Origin of the sequence: Diaphorobacter sp. HDW4B (assembly GCF_011305535.1) — a bacterium.
In the GTDB taxonomy this organism is placed as follows: domain Bacteria; phylum Pseudomonadota; class Gammaproteobacteria; order Burkholderiales; family Burkholderiaceae_C; genus Diaphorobacter_A.
In genome coordinates this window covers 4,232,550-4,253,157 of sequence record NZ_CP049905.1, presented here as the reverse complement: position 1 = coordinate 4,253,157, position 20,608 = coordinate 4,232,550, and the positions used below count along the sequence as shown (strand labels likewise).

13 protein-coding genes and 1 pseudogene are annotated in these 20,608 nt (G+C 62.2%); 9 read left to right on the top strand and 5 right to left on the bottom strand.

Translation table 11 applies throughout. The annotated features are described in order from the left end of the window. Window positions 1-33: 33 nt before the first annotated feature. The 3 genes from G7048_RS19530 (at window position 34) to G7048_RS19520 (ending at window position 2,389) form a co-directional block, all read left to right on the top strand. The gene (locus G7048_RS19530; protein WP_166069737.1) at window positions 34-1,314 is read left to right on the top strand and encodes a heme biosynthesis HemY N-terminal domain-containing protein; all 1,281 of its coding nucleotides are present in this window, start codon (window positions 34-36) and stop codon (window positions 1,312-1,314) included. A 390-nt stretch (window positions 1,315-1,704) separates the two neighbouring features. Beyond that, complete coding sequence (locus G7048_RS19525; RefSeq protein ID WP_166069736.1) at window positions 1,705-2,001, top strand: hypothetical protein; 297 nt, start codon at window positions 1,705-1,707, stop codon at window positions 1,999-2,001. A gap of 106 nt (window positions 2,002-2,107) precedes the next feature. Further along, window positions 2,108-2,389: a hypothetical protein gene (locus tag G7048_RS19520; protein ID WP_166069735.1), complete on the top strand. Its 282-nt coding sequence runs from the start codon at window positions 2,108-2,110 to the stop codon at window positions 2,387-2,389. Window positions 2,390-2,664: 275 nt separating this feature from the next. On the opposite strand, the gene G7048_RS19515 is transcribed toward G7048_RS19520, so the two are convergent. The 5 genes from G7048_RS19515 to gcvA all read right to left on the bottom strand — a co-directional run bounded on the left by G7048_RS19515 (window position 2,665) and on the right by gcvA (window position 11,981). Then, entirely contained in the window at window positions 2,665-3,306 is a 642-nt protein-coding gene (locus G7048_RS19515; protein ID WP_166069734.1) for a hypothetical protein, read from the bottom strand. Between the two features lie 182 nt (window positions 3,307-3,488). Then, entirely contained in the window at window positions 3,489-5,504 is a 2,016-nt protein-coding gene (locus G7048_RS19510) for a reverse transcriptase family protein (protein WP_166069733.1), read from the bottom strand. 541 nt (window positions 5,505-6,045) lie between these two features. Next, window positions 6,046-7,824 carry an SWIM zinc finger family protein gene (locus G7048_RS19505; RefSeq protein WP_166069732.1) on the bottom strand — a complete coding sequence of 593 codons (1,779 nt, stop codon included), beginning with the start codon at window positions 7,822-7,824 and terminating at the stop codon, window positions 6,046-6,048. An 8-nt stretch (window positions 7,825-7,832) separates the two neighbouring features. Further along, the gene (locus tag G7048_RS19500) at window positions 7,833-10,925 is read right to left on the bottom strand and encodes a hypothetical protein (RefSeq protein WP_166069731.1); all 3,093 of its coding nucleotides are present in this window, start codon (window positions 10,923-10,925) and stop codon (window positions 7,833-7,835) included. Between the two features lie 159 nt (window positions 10,926-11,084). After that, the gene (gene gcvA, locus G7048_RS19495; RefSeq protein WP_166069730.1) at window positions 11,085-11,981 is read right to left on the bottom strand and encodes a transcriptional regulator GcvA; all 897 of its coding nucleotides are present in this window, start codon (window positions 11,979-11,981) and stop codon (window positions 11,085-11,087) included. A gap of 122 nt (window positions 11,982-12,103) precedes the next feature. Here gcvA and G7048_RS19490 point away from each other — a divergent pair, with 122 nt between their 5' ends. The 6 genes and pseudogenes from G7048_RS19490 to G7048_RS19470 all read left to right on the top strand — a co-directional run bounded on the left by G7048_RS19490 (window position 12,104) and on the right by G7048_RS19470 (window position 20,528). Beyond that, entirely contained in the window at window positions 12,104-13,306 is a 1,203-nt protein-coding gene (locus G7048_RS19490) for a CaiB/BaiF CoA-transferase family protein (RefSeq protein ID WP_166069729.1), read from the top strand. Further along, window positions 13,242-14,399: pseudogene (locus G7048_RS28540) on the top strand (acyl-CoA dehydrogenase family protein); the annotation flags it as partial. The gene G7048_RS19490 and the pseudogene G7048_RS28540, both read left to right, overlap by 65 nt. A gap of 138 nt (window positions 14,400-14,537) precedes the next feature. Further along, on the top strand, window positions 14,538-15,530 hold the full coding sequence (locus G7048_RS28535; RefSeq protein WP_371747709.1) for an MDR family oxidoreductase: 993 nt from the start codon (window positions 14,538-14,540) through the stop codon (window positions 15,528-15,530). A gap of 60 nt (window positions 15,531-15,590) precedes the next feature. Continuing rightward, on the top strand, window positions 15,591-16,562 hold the full coding sequence (locus G7048_RS19480) for a tripartite tricarboxylate transporter substrate binding protein (RefSeq protein WP_166069727.1): 972 nt from the start codon (window positions 15,591-15,593) through the stop codon (window positions 16,560-16,562). 287 nt (window positions 16,563-16,849) lie between these two features. Continuing rightward, a complete protein-coding gene (locus G7048_RS19475; RefSeq protein ID WP_166069726.1) occupies window positions 16,850-17,482 on the top strand; it encodes a VOC family protein in 633 nt (210 codons plus the stop codon). A gap of 139 nt (window positions 17,483-17,621) precedes the next feature. Then, window positions 17,622-20,528: a valine--tRNA ligase gene (locus G7048_RS19470; RefSeq protein ID WP_166069725.1), complete on the top strand. Its 2,907-nt coding sequence runs from the start codon at window positions 17,622-17,624 to the stop codon at window positions 20,526-20,528. The last annotated feature ends 80 nt before the right edge of the window (window positions 20,529-20,608 follow it).

Genomic DNA, 20,608 nt, shown 5'->3' with positions numbered 1-20,608 from the left:
ACGACGATGACGATGACTGGAAGGTCCTGATCGATGCGCGCAGCTCTCTGGCTCCTGGCCCTGTTTGGTGTCGCCGTGGCGGTTGCCCTGTTTGCAGGCAACAACCAGGGCACGGTCACCCTGTTCTGGCCGCCCTACCGGGTGGACCTGTCGCTCAACGCCGTGCTGCTGATTCTGTTCAGCGTCTTTGCGATCCTGTACGGCGCACTGCGCGGCACCGCCGCCCTGCTGCGCCTGCCACGCCGCGCGCGCCGCTGGCGTCTGCAGCAAAAGGAACGTGCAATGCACGCCTCGCTGCTCGACGCCATGTCGCAACTGCTCGCAGGCCGCTTTCTGCGCGCCCGCAAAGCCGCCGAAGCCTCCATCGCGCAAGAAAGCGACCTCTCGCAATCCGTGCCGATTCCGCATGGCAAGCAACTGCGCACGCTCGCCCACATCGTCGCCGCCGAAAGCTCGCACGCACTGCAGGACCGCACCACGCGCGAGACGCATCTGCAGCAGGCACTCGACTCCATTCCACCCAACGCATCCACGTCCGAGCAGGAACTGCGCGAAGGTGCCCAACTGCGCGCCGCACGCTGGTCGCTCGACGAACGCGACGCCAATGCCGCGCTCGACCGCATGGCCACACTGTCGGCCGGAGCCTCGCGCCGCACGCTGGCCCTGCGCGCCAAGCTCAAGGCCTCGCGCATGGCGCACCTCACGGGCGAAGCGCTCGACACCGCACGCCTGCTCGGCAAGCACCGCGCTTTTTCACCCGCTGCCGCCGAAAGCATCGTGCGCAGCTTGGCCATTGAGCTGATCAACGGCGCGCACGACCCGGCGCAGTTGCAGTCCGCATGGATGTCGCTCGACGCGAACGAGCGCGCCATGCCCGACCTGTCGATCCACGCCGCCCAGCGCCTGTCGCAACTCGAAGGCGATCCGGCGCAGGTCCGCCACTGGCTGCTGCCGGTGTGGGAGCGCATGGTCGATCCCAACGACCCGTCGATTTCCGAGCACCAGGCTTTGAAGCTGATTCAGGTGCTGGAGGCGAACTTGAGCGGCATCGACGCCACCTGGTTGGCCCGCATTGAAAGCGCGCAGCAGGCGAATCCTCGGGATGCGCGCTTGCAGTATCTGTCTGCGGTGGCTTGTTTGCACCGCGAGTTGTGGGGCAAGGCTCAGCAGCTCTTTACTCAGGCTGCGCCGAAGCTTTCTGATGAGCGTTTGCGGGCTGGGGCTTGGCGGTTCTTGGCTGAGCTGGCGGAGCATCGGGGGGATGAGGAGGCGGCTGCTCATGCCTGGAAGCAGGCGGCTATTGCTGCTTTGTGAGCCTTGGCGCGGGGGGCGCTTCTTTCGTTCATCCCTCCGTTGCTTTCGCTTGATTTTTTGGTGACTGCTGTGGGTTTGCTTACGGGTGCCGGGTCTCGCTCCGGCGGGCGAGTAACTTTTCGCTGGCGCGCGAAAAGTCACCAAAAGCGCGCTTGAATACCTGCGGCAAAACTCACTGCGCGCCAAAGGCGCTCCGTTCAAACAGCTTGCCGCAAGTCAGTCTGGAAGAGGTATGTTCGGCACTTCGCTTCGCTCGTGCTGGGGTCCCTCTACTTCGTGAGGGAGTTGAGGCATTCGCGAGGATTGACTGCCTTGTCACACTCAATCGGAGGAAGGTGGATGAGATATTTGTCAGTGCAGATACAGCCAGAGCGTTCACCAAATATCGACATGGATGAACTGAGCAGGTTGTTCCAGATCCTTGCAAATCGCGCCGATCTAGTTCGTGGTCATTCCTTCGACAACGGCTACGACGGTGGCAGCTACTACAACTTCACCTTCGAAACCGACCGCCCCTCGGAACTGTGGCTGCTCATTCAACAGCTTGTTTTTCAAGCGCCTGATCACGAAGAAAAGATGGCAGGCGCAGCCATGGCCATGTGTTCAGGTGATCAAGGCTGGAACGACTACGTGCAGCTCTATCACTGGGATCCGAACGTACCGGTTTTCCTGGGGTCGGCACTTTGACGCACGACGCCTCGATTGCGAATACATCGATGGCAGACCTCATCCGGACTTTCGACAGTCCGCAATAAAGCCGCCATTCGCCCAAAGATTTGAAAGCGCCCTTTCCATGAATCAACGGACTTATCGAGCCAACGGTTACTCGGCCCTTGCCGATGCGCTCAACGCGTGGCAACGACTACCAATCAGCGAGCTGATTGCGCGAGTGGATCGACCGGCGGAATCGGCGTTGATTCAAATCGATGGAGAGGAGATGGCTCTTGATATTTGGGTCACATGGGTAGACGCCAAACATGAAGCCTTGCGCATCTGCGGTGTTGTCAATGGAATGAGCCATCTGTACATTGAGCGTCTGGAAGAAAGCGCCGTCGTGCGCCTGCAGGCGAAATAAGACCAGCCCGACATTGAGCGACTGCTGACAACCGTTTGTCAAAGCGAACTGACATTGGAATGCAAGCTCGCTGCCGGGATCTCAATCACATCCAAAAGATGTGTTCACGGAACTTCGCTTTGCTTGTGCTGAGCTCCCTCTACTTCGCGAGGGGGTCCGGGCATGCTGATGCTTCGACGCAAACTTGATTTGCTGCGAAAACACTCACCAGCCGCACTCCAGAAAACCGCCCGTTGCAGGCATTGAACGTCCCTTTGATGAGTCATTCAAAGTAACTACTTGCCTAACTCTAGTGCGACCAACACTTCGTGGGCGTTCTGAACAACAATCGATCTGCCATCTAACATTGCCATCTGAGCGTATTGTTTGAGTTTGCTTGGTGCGACATCTTTTAGAACCCACAACGCCGCTATTCGCTGGTATTGGTGACCTGTAAGCCACGCGCGCTCTGCGAGAGCTTCGGCATGTATCGACTTCAACGCACCTAGCGCAATCAATGAGCGCCTGCTAACGTATTCGTCTTTATCGTCAATGAAGATCAGCAAAAGCCTTTCTGCCTCATCTCGTCCAGATGAAAGTATTCCGAGATGTTCTGCCAGTTGCCATTTCGCATCCGACTCCGTCGAATCAACAGCAAGTCGCGCAAGCTTGAAAACTGCATCGGGCTTTCCAGCGAGTTCATCCGCGATGTATTCCACCTCATTGTCACGGGCGATTGCATAAAGCAGGTTAGCGCAACACTCATCCGTCCATTCAGAAGGGGCAAGGGAGTTAAGCACTGCAATGGCCGCGCCCCAAAGAAGAGGCCATTGGTCATAGTCGCACTCCCATTCACCACTCCGTTGATGGATTGGATACAGGTCAGCCCATTTTCTGAATTTTGCGACCTCAATCGCTAACGAAGTACAGGCATTCATGGCGATTTTCGCGTGGGCTTTAGATGCAAAATTCGACGCCGTAGTAGCTCAAGTAGCTCAAGTAGCTCAAGTAGCTCAAGTAGCTCAAGTAGCTCAAGACGCATTCTCGCAAGAAGATTGACCATTGTGTTGAGCCATTCTCTATCACTTGCACTTCAGGTGTTGATGTCATTGCCAAACACTCACCCCATCCCTCGCACCAAATACCCCAGCAGCGTAGCCACCACCAGAATCCCCATGAACACATCCCAACGCTGTCTGCGCATGTAGTACAGCGCGATGACGGCGACCATGGCGAAGATGGTTATCAGTCGGTTGTGGAGGATCGAGCCGAGGAAGAAGCTGATGGCGATCTGGGCCCAGTAGGTCATTACGTTGCGCGGTGGGGGCGCGTATTGGTCCGGGTCGAATCGCGGTGGAGCCTCGTTCTGCGGTTGTGCGTCGCCTTGTTGTTCATGCGCAGCTTGTTGAGGCCTTTCGTTTCGTCGCGTGGATGACGGCGGCGGTGCCGCTGCAGCGGCTTGTTGTCTGCGCGTGGCCTGTCGTTCTTCGCGGCGTTGTTGGTCTGTTTTTTCTAGCACCGGAGTGGCTGGTGGCGCTGGTTGCCACCAGTTTTTTCCATCGGCCAGGACCGGGGGCTTGCCTGCGGCGGCCAGTACCCGGAAGCTTTGTTGTGCGGCATCGGCGCGGCTTGCGGACTTGGCTGCGTCGTTGGCGCGGTCGATGGGGCTGCGCATGAGTTGTTGCGCGTCGGCCAGCAAGGTCTTGCCTTGCTTGGGATCGATCTGGTGAACGAAGGTGGCGAGGCCGAGCAACTGTGAGGGTTGGGCGGTGTGGCCTTGCCAGTGTGCAGGTTTGCTTGCGGCGTCGGGTTGCGATGCGCGGTGCAGCGCGGCGCGCAGGCGTCTGCGGGTTTCGCGGGAGACGCTGGGGGTGTCGCTGTTCACTACCAGACCGGTGACTTCTTGCCTGCGGCCCTTGCGCATCACGCGTTCTTTGTCGGGGTGCGGCGTGAAGCCCTCGTCGCGCAAAATCCAGCGCACGCGGCTGAGCAGTTTGCCCACGTTGTCGCGGGCGGGCTCGCCGGATGCGGAGAAGGTCAAGTCGTCGGCATAACGTGTGTAGACAAAGCCGAGTTGTTTGGCAAGGCCAAGCAGGCGGCGGTCCATGCGTCTGCACAGCAGGTTGGTGAGCATGGGACTGGTGGGTGCGCCCTGCGGCAGCACACGCTCGCGGGCCTTGCCGCCGACAAAGAGGCGCTCGCCATCGACCTGCCAGGCCTGCGCGCGGTTTTCGCTGCATAGCAGTGCGAAGACCGTGGCGATGCTCTCGCCATAACCGAGTTGGCGGAACACGCCCTTGATGCGGCCAAACGCGATGCTGGGGAAGAAGTCCTTCACATCGAGGTTGATCACCACGTCCTGCCCCGCATGCGGTTTGGCGTTGCTGATGATCGAGCGGCCAGCCAGAAAGCCGTGCGCCGCATCGTGCGCAGGCATCTTGGCAAGCACGTTGTCCAGCACCCAATATTGCGCGCGCTTCAGGCGCGGCATGGGCGCGGAAATCAAGCGTTCGCCGCCCGTTTTCTTGGGCAGCGTGAACGAGTGGTAATGGTTGGTTCGGGCCACCTCGCGGTGAAAACTCAGGAAACGCAGTTCCGCCACGCTCACGCCCATGGATTCAGCCAACTGGGCTGCACTGATCAGCGCGGGCAAGCCATTCAGGGTCAGACGCTGAAGATCGGGCACCGCACGATCACGCGCGCGCTTGGGTTTGCCCTTATCTCCCTGTTCTTGCGTAGCCGACGAATTCTCATGCAATGAAGCCGACACGCCCGGCCCCAGATAAGCCACATGCGAAGCCCGCTTTTCATGCCAGAGCAGCGCCTTGTCATACCGCTGCTGCGCCTGCGCCCGCTTGGTCACCTCGCGCTTGTCGCGCGCGTCCTTCATGCGCTGCTTGCGCATCTCGCGCAAGGCCCGCTCAGGGTTGCGCTTGACCGCCAATTTCTTGTTCAGCTCGGCCAGCTCACGCTGCAGTTCGCCTTCCCGCTGAATCAGATCGGCAGCGACCTCCGGCTGCCCTTCACTCCTGGGCCAAAAGCCCAGCCGCTGCATCTCTTCAAGAATGACTTCCTGCTTGCTCGACTGCTTGATGCGCTCGAAGATTTCCGCCCGCGTAGGTTGAGGATTGCTCATGCAACACCCCCAACCACCAAAGAACAGAATTTGGAATTTGAATTGGTTTTGGTATTTCCAAACCCATCCCTACGAAGCGAAGCGGGCATCCGAACATCGCACCACAACGCCAAGACAGCCCCTGAGACGCGACGCGCAGCCGCAGACAGTACTCCCGTACGGCAAGGCTGCAGCAACAAAGTATCAGGGGCTGTATTGGCGCCCCCGCACGAGCGACAAGCCCGTGCCAAAGGCACAAAGGAAGTAGAAAAATCCGGAGCAATGTGCATCTCGTCGAAGAGCCTGTAGGGCTCACGGGACGGGAGCTGTTCGCTCGACGCCACCCCGCCACGGTAGTGCTGCTTCGCTTGTGGCAAGCCACTCAGGAAAAGCACTACCGTGGCTGGGGTGGCACAGTGAAAACGGCGCCCGTGGTGCATGAAACGGCAGTTCACAAGGGCGGCGAAACACCGCCCGGATTGCAAGAGCCTGCTCATTGCTCCGGAAGAAAACAGTGTAGTGGAAACCGAAGGAAAATGGGTGAAATAACCATTCATTATTCTCACGCGATTTCTCCTTGGCTCTTTTGGGCCTGATCGTTAACGTCAACGTTATCGTTGGATGCTGCTGCAACAGTCGCAGCAGCCTTTCTCGCATGTGTGCGATTCGCGTCCAGCTCGGGCTGCGCCATCAGACGCAGCGCCACCATGTGCTGACAAGGACCTTGGTACATGCGGTGCTGCTGGAAGAAGTTGCAGGTGCAGGTCGCATCGGTCATCTGCTCGTCGGCGTTCAATTCCAACTGCGCTTCAAAAAAGCGCTTGCCATCGTTGGCCCGCGCGATCTTTCCGCGAATGCGCGTGTAGCCGTCTGCGTAATCCAAGGTCGGCATCGGCACCTTGTGGTCACGAATCAACGTGAGCGCGGCTTCCTCCTCGGGCGATGCGGGCACCAGCACCTGATCGGCCGTGATCGGCTCGCGCAGCAACTCGCGCCATGCATAGCGTTCGGCCGAAAGGTCATACACGGCGCGACCGGCATGCATCCAGTTCGTCATGGCCGTATGGACCTGCGCAGTGGACAGTCCCGTAGCAGCGGCCAACTCATCGGCACTCGCTTGCCAGCGCGATTGCAGCGCATTGCCTACGACCTGAATATCGGCATCCTTCACATCCGCCTGCGGTGCCATCAGATGAAAGCGCGCACTGGCCGACCAATCATTGGAACTCCAGCCCGACAGCCCCAGCGTCACGGTGACCAGCCCCATGTCGATCACCCAGAAGCTGGGCATGCCTGTGCCCAGCAGATGCACGCGAACGCGCGTGGCCTGCGAGATCAGGCGCTCCAGCGTAAGCAACCGGCGGCGGCCCCACATGCGAATCGTTTTTCCGTAGGTCAGCGGCTCGCCTACCACTTTGGAGCGCTTGGTGACGAGTCGCTTTTCCCAAGGCTCGAACACGATGACCGGCGCGGCGTTGGGCATGAGTTCAAAGCGCATCGAACGCGGTCCATGCTTTTCGCGCTGGCCGCGCAGTTGCGCGCAGATGTTGAACAGGTCCATCGCATGCAGCTCGATGACGGTCGCGGGCAAGGCCATGGCGCTCGATACCTGCAGAAAGCCGCGCAGCCAGCTGTCGGGCAGATCGATCTTTTCCTCGCGCAGGCCCGGATCGGTGCCGGTCTGCACATCGAAGCCCGCCGGATCGAGCTGCAACCGCGTGTCCTTGTAGTTGCGGATTTTCTGGAACTCTTCGTACAGCGTGGACGAGTAATCGATGTTGGTCGTGCCGCATTGCATCTCGCCCGCATGCTCGAACGCCGCATGCTGGACGCTGACCGAGCAGTAGCTCGATTCATCCTGACTGAAGGCCTCGAACAGCAACCGATCCGGATGCACGGTGATCACCGGATCGAGCACATACCAGAGATCCTTGTTGTTCTGGTACAGCCATTCGAAGTACTTGCGCTGCGCCTGGTAGAACGGCTTGAGCCACTTGTCTCTGGCTGAACGCAGAGTCCGCAACTCGGTGCCGATTTCTGTCAACCGCGCCTGCACGCCACCGGTGTCGGCCATGAAATCGGCCAGCAGTTGCGACTCATGTTCCGCAAGCCATTGCTGGTATGCAGTCTTGTCACGACCGCGCGTGCGCATGTCGCTCACCACCACATCGTGCAGCGCGGACAGCCCTTCGCGCACTTGCAGATAAGCCAGCCCGTCGCGCTTCAATGTGCCATCGAATCGCACGGGCGGCCTGAGCAGATCGGGCGCGAACGAGAAAGACTGCGCAGCGGCCGTGTCGCTGACGTTGGTCGTGCCGTAGTACTGGTATCGAAATTCCATTGCAGACCTCAGAGAACAGGAGTTGCGCTGCTGCGGTGACCACGCGCTTCTACCGCCACGGGCTGCATGAAGCTCTGCGCGAGTTCGGGATGACGTGCCGCGATGTCGCGCAGCCCCGCCACGTAGTCGGGCTGATCGGCGAGACTCGCGCTCACCACCTGCCGCGCAAAAATGCTGGCAACGACGGCCGCCGTTTCGGGCGATTGCAGTTGCGTGCGCAGAAAGCTCAGCACGCGCGTCTTGCTCGCACGGGCGCGATGCACCTGACTGAGCACGGCCAGAAAATAGGGCTGCAATTCCTGCAAGCGCGCCGCACGCTCGGTGGCCGATTCGTCGGGCAGACTCAACAACCATTGCGTGACGAACAACTGCACGCTGGTGCTCGGATGCTGCGACAGCCGCGTGAGGCACATGCTGGCCTCGGGCGCGCTCATCTGCTGGGTGAGCCGCTGACGGCCCAGCGCCTGCACCCACGGCTGCGGATGATCGACCCACGCCACCAGCAATTCGGGCGACAGCGCAGAAGCCGGCAGCCGCTCGCCCAACATCACGCGCGCATATTCCTGCGTGTCCACAAAGCGCGCGTCGGCCAGCGGCAGCAACTGCTCCGCCTGCTCGGGCGTGGTCTGCTCCATGGGCGTGAGCCGCGCGTCGATGGTCTTGCGACTGCGCGCACGCACATCCATGTCCGCATGGCGCGCCAGCGTGGACCATTGGCGCAACGTGTACGCCTCGTCGCCCAACGCCTGCAGCGCCCACGCGCCGTAGCGCTGCGCACCGGTCGCGCGTGCCTGCAGCGCACGCCAGGTGCCGGACGCATCGCGCGCCGGTGCCACGTCCTTGAGCGGGCCGGTCAGCAAGGCCAGCACATCGTCGTACACGCCCTCGCCTTCTTCGGCGCGAAACAGCGCATCGTGCAGGCGCTCGGCGATGCGCGCGTTGCAGCGCGAATCCTTGGCGAGCCGCGTGATGATCGGTGCCACCGCCTTGCGCATCTCGCGATGCGGCGACACTGCGAACTCGGCCAGAACATCGGCTTGTTCATACAGCACATCGTCCGGCAGACTGCCCAGCAGTTGAATGCCGCAAGCCACGCGCGCAGGCTCGTCGGAGCCCAGCAGATTGCGCAGCGAACTGGCGGGCAAGGTCTGCAACGCGGCGGGATGCACCAACATCCACGCCGTCGCGATCTGCACCAGCGGCGTGAGCGAATGCTCCAGCAGGCGCTGCAACGGCAAGGGCGGAACGCTGGCGGCATGGCGCGCAAGCGGCGCGTTGTCGGCAAGCAAGGACACGATGGTGTCGCGAATCTCGCCAAGCGCTGGGTTGTTTTCATCAACCGTCGGCAACGCGGCAAGCAACGCCAGAGCCACCGCCGCGCCATCGGCAAACGACAGCAGCGCAACGCCTTGTGTGCGTGAGGCTGCTGCAGGAGAAATCAGCAACGCGGCGATCAGATCCGCATCGCTTGCGGCGCTCACCCGATCACGCGAAAGCCACGCGCTCAAATAATCTGCCGCAGGCCCGTCGCTGCATTGCGCGAGCGCCAACAGCCACGGGCGCAACGCCTGCATGTCGCGCACTTCGGCCATGTGCTTTTGCGCGACCTCCAGCCCCAGCGCCGCGGCAGGCGCATAGCTTTGATGCAGCAACGGCGCGATCTGCGCAGGCTCGCGCTGCATCAGAAAATCCATCTGATCACTCAGCGCACGCGTGAACGACCAGAGCAGCAGCTTCGATTGGCTCTGCCCCACCAACGCGAGCAGCGGTTGCGGATTTCCATTCCACATGCTTGCCAGACCATCGACGCGATTCGGCGCGAGTTGGTCCAGCGGCAGCGGCGCATTCACACCCCAGCTCCACGCGCGATGCGATGCGTGCAGCCCCGACCATTCGGGCAGCACGAGCCGCGCGGCAAGCAGCCAGTGCATCTCGTTGAGACGGCCCCGTGATGGCGCTTGCTCCTCAGCGCACAGCTCGTCCATGCGGCGCAGCAACGCAGAGGCCAGCGCAGGTGCCTGACTGTGCTCGGCAGCGGCCAAGCGCCGCAAATGCCGCCAGCCACGCAGCCGCATGTAAAGCGCGGTTTCGCGGTGGTAGATCGCATAGTCGGGCTTGGGGCCATCAAAACGGCCGTGCAACACCGCCAGCGTCGCATGATCGTGCCGCCACTCCGCGCGTTTGTAGATGCGCTTGAGGGCCGGCCACAGATCACTGACCGGATCGACACTCGCCAGCCATTCGCGCGATTCAAGCGCCATGGTTTCGTCGAAGCAACCCAGCTCGTCGATGTGGAGCAACGCCTGCGCGTCGCCCGAAAGGTCTTTTTTCTTGCGTCGCGAGCGGCCTTCGATCGTCGCGTCCTCGCCCCGATCGGCCAGATACTGGCGGGCCGATTCGAGCGCCGCATCTCGCTCCTGAGGACCCAGCAACGCAAGCCACGCCTGCCGTGCGATATCGCGCGTCGCACTGCCACGACCGCGCTGCGACAGCGCCTGCATCGCCACCGCCGCGCCACCGTCGCCCAGACGACCGATCAGATAGGCCAGGCAGTAGTCGAGCAGATCGTCGCCCGACTCCAGCAACGCGATCAAACGCGGCACCTGCGAGTACAGCAACTGCTGCGCCTGCCCGCCACGCGCCGGGTCGGCGTATTCCGCCAGCCGCCAGACAAGCCGTCCCTGCTGCTGCGCCGACAAGCGCCGCCACGCACTGCCATCAAGCTTGGCACACAGCGCCGCAATCGCCTTGGCCCGCGCGGAAGACTCCGCCGCCGAAGCAGCTGCAGCCGACTGAGCGGGCGCTGTCACCACATCATCAAACCCTTGCTGCGACCGCAGCACCTCGCCCGCCGCCAGCCGCTGCTGCAGATAGCTCACCGCCCGCTGTCGCGCCAGGGCCAGCGTCACCGGCATGGGAGTGAGCGTGCTTTCATCCACGCCCTCGGCCAGCCCCGCCTTGAGATGCGTGGTCTGCAAGGTCACCACATGGCGCGCGGCGGCGTCATCCCCCTGCTGGTCCAGCGCCACCACGCGCAGCGTGCTGATGCGTTCCTTGTTGCCCTGGATTCTGGACAGTACGGCTTGAGCGATAAGGTTCATGCGGCAGGCATCATTCAGATGGAGCGGGCCTGCAAACACGTCAAACGCGCCGCAACAAGCCCACGATGTCGGTCAAGAAAATATCAAGCGGAGTGTAGAGCAGGTTTTGCAAGTGCTCTCTTTTTGTTGTTCAACGGGAAGGTGCATGGGCCTTCGGACTCAACCAGCCGCCATCTGCGCATCGAACTCCGCGCCCTGTGCCAGCAGCCATTCGCAGAACGTTTTCACCACCGGGTCGTGCTGGCGCTCGGCGCGCGTGATCAGGAAATAACCCGGCGTGGGCAGCACCACCGACCCGAACGGCGCAATCAGACGCCCCGCCGCCAGATCGGTCGTGACCAGCGTGGAGTAGCCCATGGCCACGCCGATGCCATCGATGGCAGCTTGCAGGCAAAAGTACAGATGCTCCAGCTCCAACGACTGCGCAGGCACCACGCGGCTGTGGTGCGCCATGCTCAGCCACTCATCCCAGGCGGTGCGCCGCGCCGGGCAATGCAGGATGGTGTGGTGCTGCAGATCGGCAATCTGCACGAGCGGCAGACGATCCAGCAGATTCGGCGAGCACACGGGATAGGCCGTCTCCGACACCACCCGTACCTTGTGCAACCCCGTCACATCCTGCGGTTCGCGGCGGATCACCACATCGATGTTGGCTGGTAGCCGGCTCATGGGCTCGAGCCCCGTGCTGATCTGCACCTCGATGTGCGGATGCAGCTCGCGAAACTGCGCCAGACGCGGAAACAGCCAGCGCATGGTGAACGTGGGCAGCGCATTCACGCGCAGCACCTCATGCGCGCTGATGCTGCGCGAGGCCGATGCAATCGCACCGAGGGCCGGACTGATCGAGTCCAGATACAGCCGCCCCTGATCGGTCAGCGCAATCGACTTGCCCAGACGGCGAAACAGCGGCACGCCCAGCCAGTCTTCCAGTGCCTTGATCTGGTGGCTCACCGCGCCATGCGTCACCGAGAGCTCATCGGCCGCCCGCGAGAAACTGAGCAAACGGCCCGCCGCTTCGAAGGCACGAATCGATGTGAGCGGAGGCAGCTTGTGCATAGTGTGAATTTAACTAACAAGAAATCCCAGTTTATATCGTTTGATTTGCTTGAAGGCTGGTTGTTTAATTTCTCCAAAGCACAGCAATGTGAGTATTTTTGGAATTTCGGAGACAAATCAACATGCTTTCTGGCAAACGCATTCTCGACCTGAGCTGGGTGCTCGGCGGCCCGTTCGGCGGCCAGCTGCTGGCGCAATTGGGCGCAGAAGTCATCAAGGTGGAAGCGCTGGACGGCGACTACGCACGCCGCGTGCCGCCCGTGCTCGATTCGGGCGACACGCCGTTTTTTCTGTCCGTCAATCGCGGCAAGCAAAGCATTGCGCTGGACCTCAAGTCGCCCGCTGGCAAGGCGGCCCTCGACGATCTGGTGCGCGAGAGCGATGCGGTGATCTACGGCTTCGCGCCGTCGGTGCCCAAACGTCTGGGACTGGATTTCGACACACTCAGCGCCATCAACCCGCGCATCGTCGTGGGCCAGCTCATCGGCCTGCATGATCAGGGCGAGTGGGCCGATGCACCCGCGTTCGACCTGATGCTGCAGGCCATGAGCGGCGTGATGAGCATCACCGGCGAAGAGAACGGCAAGCCCGTGCGCTTCGGGTATCAGGCGGCCGATCTGGTTGGTGGCCTGTACCTTGCGCTCGGCACGGCGGCGGCGCTCGCCAAGGCCGAAGCCACGGGCAAGGGCGAGCTGGTGCAGATCTCGCTGTTCGACGCGCAGATCGCCATGCTCACCTGGCAGGCGCAGGGCTGGCTGACTGGTGGCCCCCTGCCGCGTGCAACCGGCGCGCGCCACGCGATGATCGCACCCAGCGACATCTACCTCGCCAAGGACGGCAAATGGCTCGCGCTCGCGCCGACCGGCGAGCCGTTCTGGCTCAAGCTGTGCGAGACCATTGGCCGCCCCGACATTCCCAAGGATGCGCGCTTTGCCACCGGCGCGGCACGCATCGCCAATATCGATGCGCTCACCAAGGAACTGGGCGATGCGATCGGTCAGCGCACCTCCGGCGAATGGCTGGCCATCTTCAAGCAAGCACGCGTTCCCGCCGCACTCGTGAACAACGTGGAAGAAGCGCTCAACCATCCGCTCACCACCGCGCGCCAGATGGTGGAAAACGTGCCGCGCCCGAACAGCGACGACAGCGTGCGCCTGCTGGGCAACCCGTTCAAGTTCGCGGGCATGCCCCATCTGCCCTACCCCCCCGCCTTCGCGCAGGACACCGCCTCCGTGCTGCAACGTGTCGCAGGCTACTCCGATGGAAAGATCGAAGCGCTCGCACGCACCGGCGCGATCAAGACCGCCGAGACCACGAGCGCCTGAAGCCACACCCCAAAAAAAGATCATGAACAGCACATCCCAGCACAACGACATCACACAGCTCGCAGCCCGTCTGCGCGCATTCGCCGAGCGCGTCGTAGCACCGCTCGCAGCGCAACCCGCATCAGAACAACAATGGGCAGGCGACGCGATCCGCGCTGCATGCCGTGAAGGCCTTGGCGGCATCGAAGTGCCGACCGAGCAAGGCGGCCTCGGCCTGCCTTTTCAAGCCCGCATCGAAGCTGCGCGCACGCTGGCCGAAGTGGATTTCGGCTTTGCGTTCGGCTTCATCAATCACCACAACGCCATTCTGCGCATTGCCGAAAGCGGCAGCGAGGTGGCTCGCAAACAGTATGTGCCTGCCATGCTGCGCGGTGAGCTGATCGGCTGCACGGCCATGACGGAAGACGGCGCAGGCAGCGATTTCGCCGCGATCCGCATGTCGGCCAAGCGGGTGGATGGCGGCTGGTCTCTGAGCGGCTCCAAGCAGTGGATCGCCAACGTGCAAGGCGGCGAATTGGCACTGGTGTTCGCGCAGACCCACCCGGCTGCGGGCGCAGCGGGCATCGCCTGCTTCATCGTGCGTCTGGACACGCCGCAGTGCCGCCGCATCGTCGACCGGCAGATGGATGGCATCGCCATGGGCGGCATCGGCGGCTTCGAGCTCAGCGACTACATTGCAGCCGACAGCGACGTGCTCTACATCCCCGGCTCGGGTTTCAAGCAGGCGATGGCAGGCGTGAACAAGGCCCGCGTGCATGTGGCGGCCATGGCCTCGGGCATGCTGCGCGCCGCGCTCACGCAGGCCACGGCGCATACGGCATCGCGCATGGTGTTCGGGCAGCCGGTGCTCAATCAACAAGGACTGCGCTGGTCGCTCATCGACGTGTCGATGCATGACGAGATTCTGCAGATGCTGATCACGCGCGCCGCCGCGCTGATCGAGGACGAGAGCGACGATGCCGTCGAGGCCGCCGCCATGGCCAAGCTCTATGCAGGCAATGAAACGCTGGACGCCATCGCCACCTGCGTTCAGGCCATGGGCGCACGTGGTCTGGCTTATGGCGAAGGACTCACGCGCAAGCTGCTCGCCGCCAAGGCGCTGTGCCTGGCCGACGGCTCCAACGAAATCATGCGCGACCGGCTTGGTGCGACGCTGACCCAACGCTATGCACGCAGTCACCGCCAGCACGCACAAGCCGCTGCGCCAAGCGGCACGTCTGCATTGACCGCACTGGAGCAGTTCAAGGCCATCCAGATCACCAAGCCCGAAGGCGGCAGCTACGGTGCGGCGCTGAGCACGCTGAGTCAATCCGATCTGCCCGACGGCGAGGTGCTGGTGCGCGTGAGCCACTCGACGATGAACTACAAGGATGCGCTGGCCATCACCGGCAAATCGCCCGTGGTGCGCAAATTCCCCATGGTGCCGGGCATCGACTTCGCAGGCGTGGTCGAGCGCAGCGCCGATCCGCGATTCCAGCCCGGCGACGCTGTGGTGCTCAACGGTTGGGGCACGGGCGAACTGTACTGGGGCGGGCTTTCGCAATACGCCACCACGCGCGCGGATTGGCTGATTCGCCTGCCCGAAGGCATGAGCGCCGAACAGGCCATGTCGATCGGCACGGCGGGCTACACCGCCATGCTGTGCGTGATGGCGCTGCAGTCGCATGGCCTCACGCCCGAATCCGGCCCGGTGCTGGTGACGGGCGCGAATGGCGGCGTGGGCAGCATCGCCATCGCGCTGCTGTCGCGACTGGGATACATGGTCACGGCATCGACGGGTCGCATGGAAGAAGCGCCGCACCTCGAAGCACTGGGCGCAAGCGCCGTCATGGACCGCCAATCGCTGAGCGCCCAAGGCAAGCCGCTGCAAAAGGAAAACTGGGCCGGCGCGGTCGATGCCGTCGGCAGCCACACGCTTGCCAATGTGCTGGCCACCATGCGCTACGGCGGTGTGGTCGCGGCCTGCGGTCTGGCGCAGGGCATGGACCTGCCAGCGAGCGTTGCGCCCTTCATCCTGCGCGGCGTAACGCTGGTCGGCGTGGACAGCGTCTATGCCCCGATGTCGCGTCGCCAGACTGCGTGGGACCGGCTCGCCAAGGAGCTGCCCGCAGAAGTGCTCGGCAACAACACGCGCCTGATCGGCCTGAGCGAGGTGATTCCGCTCGCAAACGACCTGCTGGCAGCCAAGGTGCGCGGACGCATCGTCGTGGACGTGAACCGCTGAAGCGACAGACAAGAACAACGAATCAGAACACCAGACAGACAACATCAAGGAGACAACACCATGCAACGTAAAACCTTCACCCAAGCCATTCTCGCCACCGCCATTGCCACACTGGGCCTCGGCGCTTTCGCGCAAGGATCGGGCTACCCCACCAAGCCGATTCGCCTGATCGTGCCCTTCCCGCCCGGAGGCTCGGTGGACTACGTGGCGCGCACCATCTCGCAGAAGCTCTCCGAGAACATCGGCCAGAGCGTGGTGGTGGACAACAAGGGCGGCGCATCGGGCACCATCGGCACCTACGAAGCCTCACGCGCCGCGCCCGATGGCTACACGCTGCTGCTGGTGTTCGACTCGCATGCGGTCAACGGCAGCCTCTACGACATCAAGTACGACACCTTCAAGTCCTTCGACTACGTGAGCCTGATCGGCACCATGCCGATGGCGCTGGTCACCTCGAAGAAATCCGGCTTCACATCGACCGAAGCGCTCATCAAAGCGGCCAAGGCCAATCCCGGCCAGATCAACTACGGCTCATCGGGCGTGGGTGGATCGAATCACCTGAACCCGGTCGCCTTCGCTCGCGCTGCCAACATCAAGCTCACCCATGTGCCGTATCGCGGCGGCGGTCCGATGCTGTCGGCGCTGCTCGGCGGCGAGGTGGACATGGTGATCGGCAGCCTGCCCACGGTCATCAACTACGCCAAGTCCGGTCAGGCCAACGTGGTCGCCATCGGCACCAAGGAGCGCATCAAACAACTGCCTGACCTGCCGACGATCGACTCCGCCGTGCCCGGCTACACGGCGCAATCGTGGGTCGGCATGATGGCTCCCGCCGGTCTACCCAAGCCCGTGCTCCAGCATGTCCAGACCGCGCTGCAGAAAACGCTGGCCGATCCTGCCGTGAAGACCAAGATGGAGAACGACGGCTTCAACATCGTCAACAGCAGCCCCGCCGATTTCGAGAATCTGGTGCGCACCGAATCCAAGCGCTGGGCCGACATCATCAAGGCGGAAAACATCAAGGTGGAATGAGCTTCGGCGGCAAGCTGCCGCAAGTTCCGCCCTCCGCGCCAACGGCCAGATCGGATTGCCCGACCTGGCCGTTTTTCATTCCCGCATCGCTCAAGCCGCCCCTACATGCGAAGCATTCCCTGACAAATCCATCGGAAGAATGTCGCTGAAACGTCAAAAAGTCTGATCTGCAACAAGCCTTCCCCTACGGCATCGCCTCAACATCAAACCTTGTTGATAAATTAATTCACTTTAAGTAAATTCATTACGCATAATAAAATCATACCCGCCACCCAAGGAGACACACCATGAACGCCGTCCCGTCCCCCGCCTTGCTCAAGAAGCTGCCCGCGCCTGCCGCCATCCAGCAGTTGCACCATTACGCCTACAAGGCGCGCGACGCCGAGGAGACGCGGCATTTCTACGAGGACATCCTCGGCCTGCCGCTCTATCACATCATCCAGAGCGACTACGTGCCGTCCACGGGCGAGTACTGCCCGTACACGCATTTCTTCTTCCGGCTGCAGGACGGCTCGTTCATCGCGTTCTTCGACATCGGCGACGACGAAAAGCCCCTGCCGTCGCCGAACACGCCGCTGTGGGTGAACCACATCGCCTTCCGTGTGGACACCGTGGACGATCTGGAAGCCACCAAGGCCCGCCTGCAGGCGCATGGCGTCGAGGTACTGGGCATCACCGACCACCACATCTTCAAGAGCATCTATTTCTTCGACCCGAACGGCATTCGCCTCGAGTTGTCCGCTCAGCTCGCGGGCGAGGCGCTGATGGCCCGCGAAAGCCGCCACGCGCACGAGCGACTGGCCGAATGGACCGAGCGCAAAGAGCAGTGGCGCAGGGAGCGCGCGGCGGGCACGAACGTCGTGCCACTCAAGCCGCAGACCAATGACCGGCCGGAATTCGTGCCCGCCAACGACGCCTGAATGCTCCCGATTCCTGCCCGGCAAGGCCCCTAATCGCCTGCCTCCGTGGTGCGATACGCGAAAAGAATAAAATGGCAGGCAACCCTCCGACCTTTGCCACAACGGCATCCCACGGGATGCCGTTTTTCATTGCATTGCCATGAGCGAAAACAAGATTTCACAACCCGGCCTCGACAGCCTCTCCAAGTCCTTTGAACCCGCCGCCATCGAGGCCCAGTGGGGCCCCGAGTGGGAAAAGCGCGGCTACGGCAACGCGGGTTACCGTGGCACCAGCGCACCGAATGCGGAATCGGTCACCGAGCACAAGAACTTCGCCATCCAGTTGCCACCACCGAACGTGACCGGCACGCTGCACATGGGCCACGCGTTCAACCAGACGATCATGGATTCCCTCACGCGCTACTACCGCATGAAGGGGTTCAACACCGCGTGGGTGCCAGGCACCGACCACGCCGGCATCGCCACGCAGATCGTGGTGGAGCGCCAGTTGCAGGAGCAAGGCGTGAGCCGTCACGACCTCGGCCGTCCACAGTTCGTGGAAAAGGTCTGGGAATGGAAGGAAAAGTCCGGCAACACCATCACCACGCAGATGCGCCGCATGGGCGACACCGTGGACTGGAGCCGCGAGTACTTCACCATGGACGACAAGCTCTCCAAGGTGGTGACCGAGACCTTCGTGCGTCTGTACGAGCAAGGCCTGATCTACCGCGGCAAGCGCCTCGTGAACTGGGACCCGAAGCTGCAATCCGCCGTGTCCGATCTGGAAGTGGAAAACGAGCAGAAGGACGGCTCGCTGTGGCACATCGCCTATCCGCTGTCTGATGGTTCCGGCCAACTGGTGGTGGCAACGACCCGCCCCGAAACCATGCTCGGCGACGTGGCCGTGATGGTGCATCCCGAAGACGAGCGCTACCAACACCTGATCGGCAAGACCGTGACGCTGCCGCTGGTGGGCCGCGAAATCCCGATCATTGCCGACGACTACGTGGATCGCGAATTCGGCACCGGCGTGGTGAAGGTCACGCCCGCGCACGACAACAACGACTACGCCGTCGGCCAGCGCCACAAGCTGCCGATGATCGGCGTGCTCACGCTCGAAGCCACCATCAACGACAACGCGCCTGAAAAGTACCGCGGCCTGAACCGCTTCGTGGCACGCAAGGCCATCGTGGCCGATCTGGAAGCGCTGGGGCTGATGGTCGAGATCAAGAAGCACAAGCTCATGGTGCCGATCTGCACGCGCACCGGCGAAGTGATCGAACCCATGCTGACCGACCAATGGTTCGTCGCCATGACCAAAGTGGGCGAAGGCGACCCGACCGGCAAGTCGATTGCCGACAAGGCGATTGAAGCCGTCGCCAGCGGCCAGGTGCAGTTCGTGCCTGAGAACTGGGTGAACACCTACAACCAGTGGATGAACAACATCCAGGACTGGTGCATCTCGCGCCAGCTCTGGTGGGGTCATCAGATTCCTGCGTGGTACGACGAAGACGGCCACTGCATCGTCGCGCGCAACGAAGCCGAAGCGCAGGCCAAGGCTCCGGGCAAGAAGCTCACGCGCGATGCCGACGTGCTCGACACCTGGTACTCGTCCGCGCTCGTGCCGTTCAGCACCATGGGCTGGCCGGAGCAAGGCACTGCCGCCGATTCCGACTACAACCTGTACCTGCCCTCCTCCGTGCTGGTGACGGGCTACGACATCATCTTCTTCTGGGTCGCCCGGATGATCATGATGACCACGCACTTCACGGGCCGCGTGCCGTTCAAGCATGTGTACATCCACGGCCTGGTGCTGGATGCGCAAGGCAAGAAGATGTCCAAGTCCGAAGGCAATGTGCTCGACCCCGTCGATCTGATCGACGGCATTGCGCTCGAGCCGCTGCTGGACAAGCGCACGCAAGGCCTGCGCCGCCCCGAGACCGCACCCAAGGTACGCACCAACACGCAAAAGGAATTCCCCGAAGGCATTCCCGCCTATGGTGCCGATGCGCTGCGCTTCACCTTCGCCGCGCTCGCCACGCTGGGCCGCTCGATCAACTTTGATTCGAAGCGCTGCGAGGGTTACCGCAACTTCTGCAACAAGCTCTGGAACGCTTCGCGCTTCGTGCTGATGAACTGCGAAGGTTTCGACTGCGGCCTGAAGGAGCACACCAAGGAACAGTGCCAACCCGGCGGCGAGTTCGCGGGTTACATGCACTTCAGCCAAGCTGATCGCTGGATCTCCTCCGTGCTGCAAAAGACCGAAGCCGAAGTCGCCAAGGGCTTTGCCGAGTACCGTCTCGACAACGTCGCCAACACGCTGTACGACTTCGTGTGGAACGAGTTCTGCGACTGGTATCTGGAAATCGCCAAGGTGCAGATCCAGACCGGCGACGAAGCGCAGCAACGCGCCACCCGCCGCACGCTGATCCGCACGCTCGAAGCGATTCTGCGTCTGGCTCACCCGATCATTCCGTTCGTGACGGAAGAGCTGTGGCAGAAGGTCGCTCCGGTCGCTGGCTTGGAAGGCGCATCGGTTGCCATCGCCCGCTATCCAGAAGCACAGCCTTCCAAGATCGACGAAGCCTCGATTGCCTACGTGGGCCGCATCAAGCAGATGGTCGATGCCTGCCGCACGCTGCGTGGCGAAATGGGCGTGTCGCCCGCACTGCGCCTGCCGCTGCTGACCGTGGCAAGCTCTGCGGAAGAACTGCAATTCCTGCGTGACAACGCCGCTGTGCTGCAGAACCTCGCCAAGCTCAGCGAAGTGAAGGTGTTCGACGACGAAGCCGCCTGGGCTGCCGAAGCGCAGAACGCACCGGTGTCCGTGGTGGGCGATGCACGTCTGGCGCTGTTTGTCGAGATCGACGTGGCGGCGGAGAAGATTCGCCTCGGCAAGGAAGTCACGCGCCTCGAAACCGAAATCGCCAGTTCGCAAAAGAAGCTCGGCAACGAAGCCTTTGTGGCCAAGGCCCCCGCCGCCGTGCTGGAGCAGGAACGCACACGCGTGTCTGAAAAGAGCGCAACGGTCGCCCGTATCAAGGAACAGTTGGCTCGTCTGGGCTGATATGCTTGGAGCTATTCGGTAACTCTCAAAGAGACACCGAAATGAAAAAAGGCGCAGCAGACACTGCGCCTTTTTTCCAA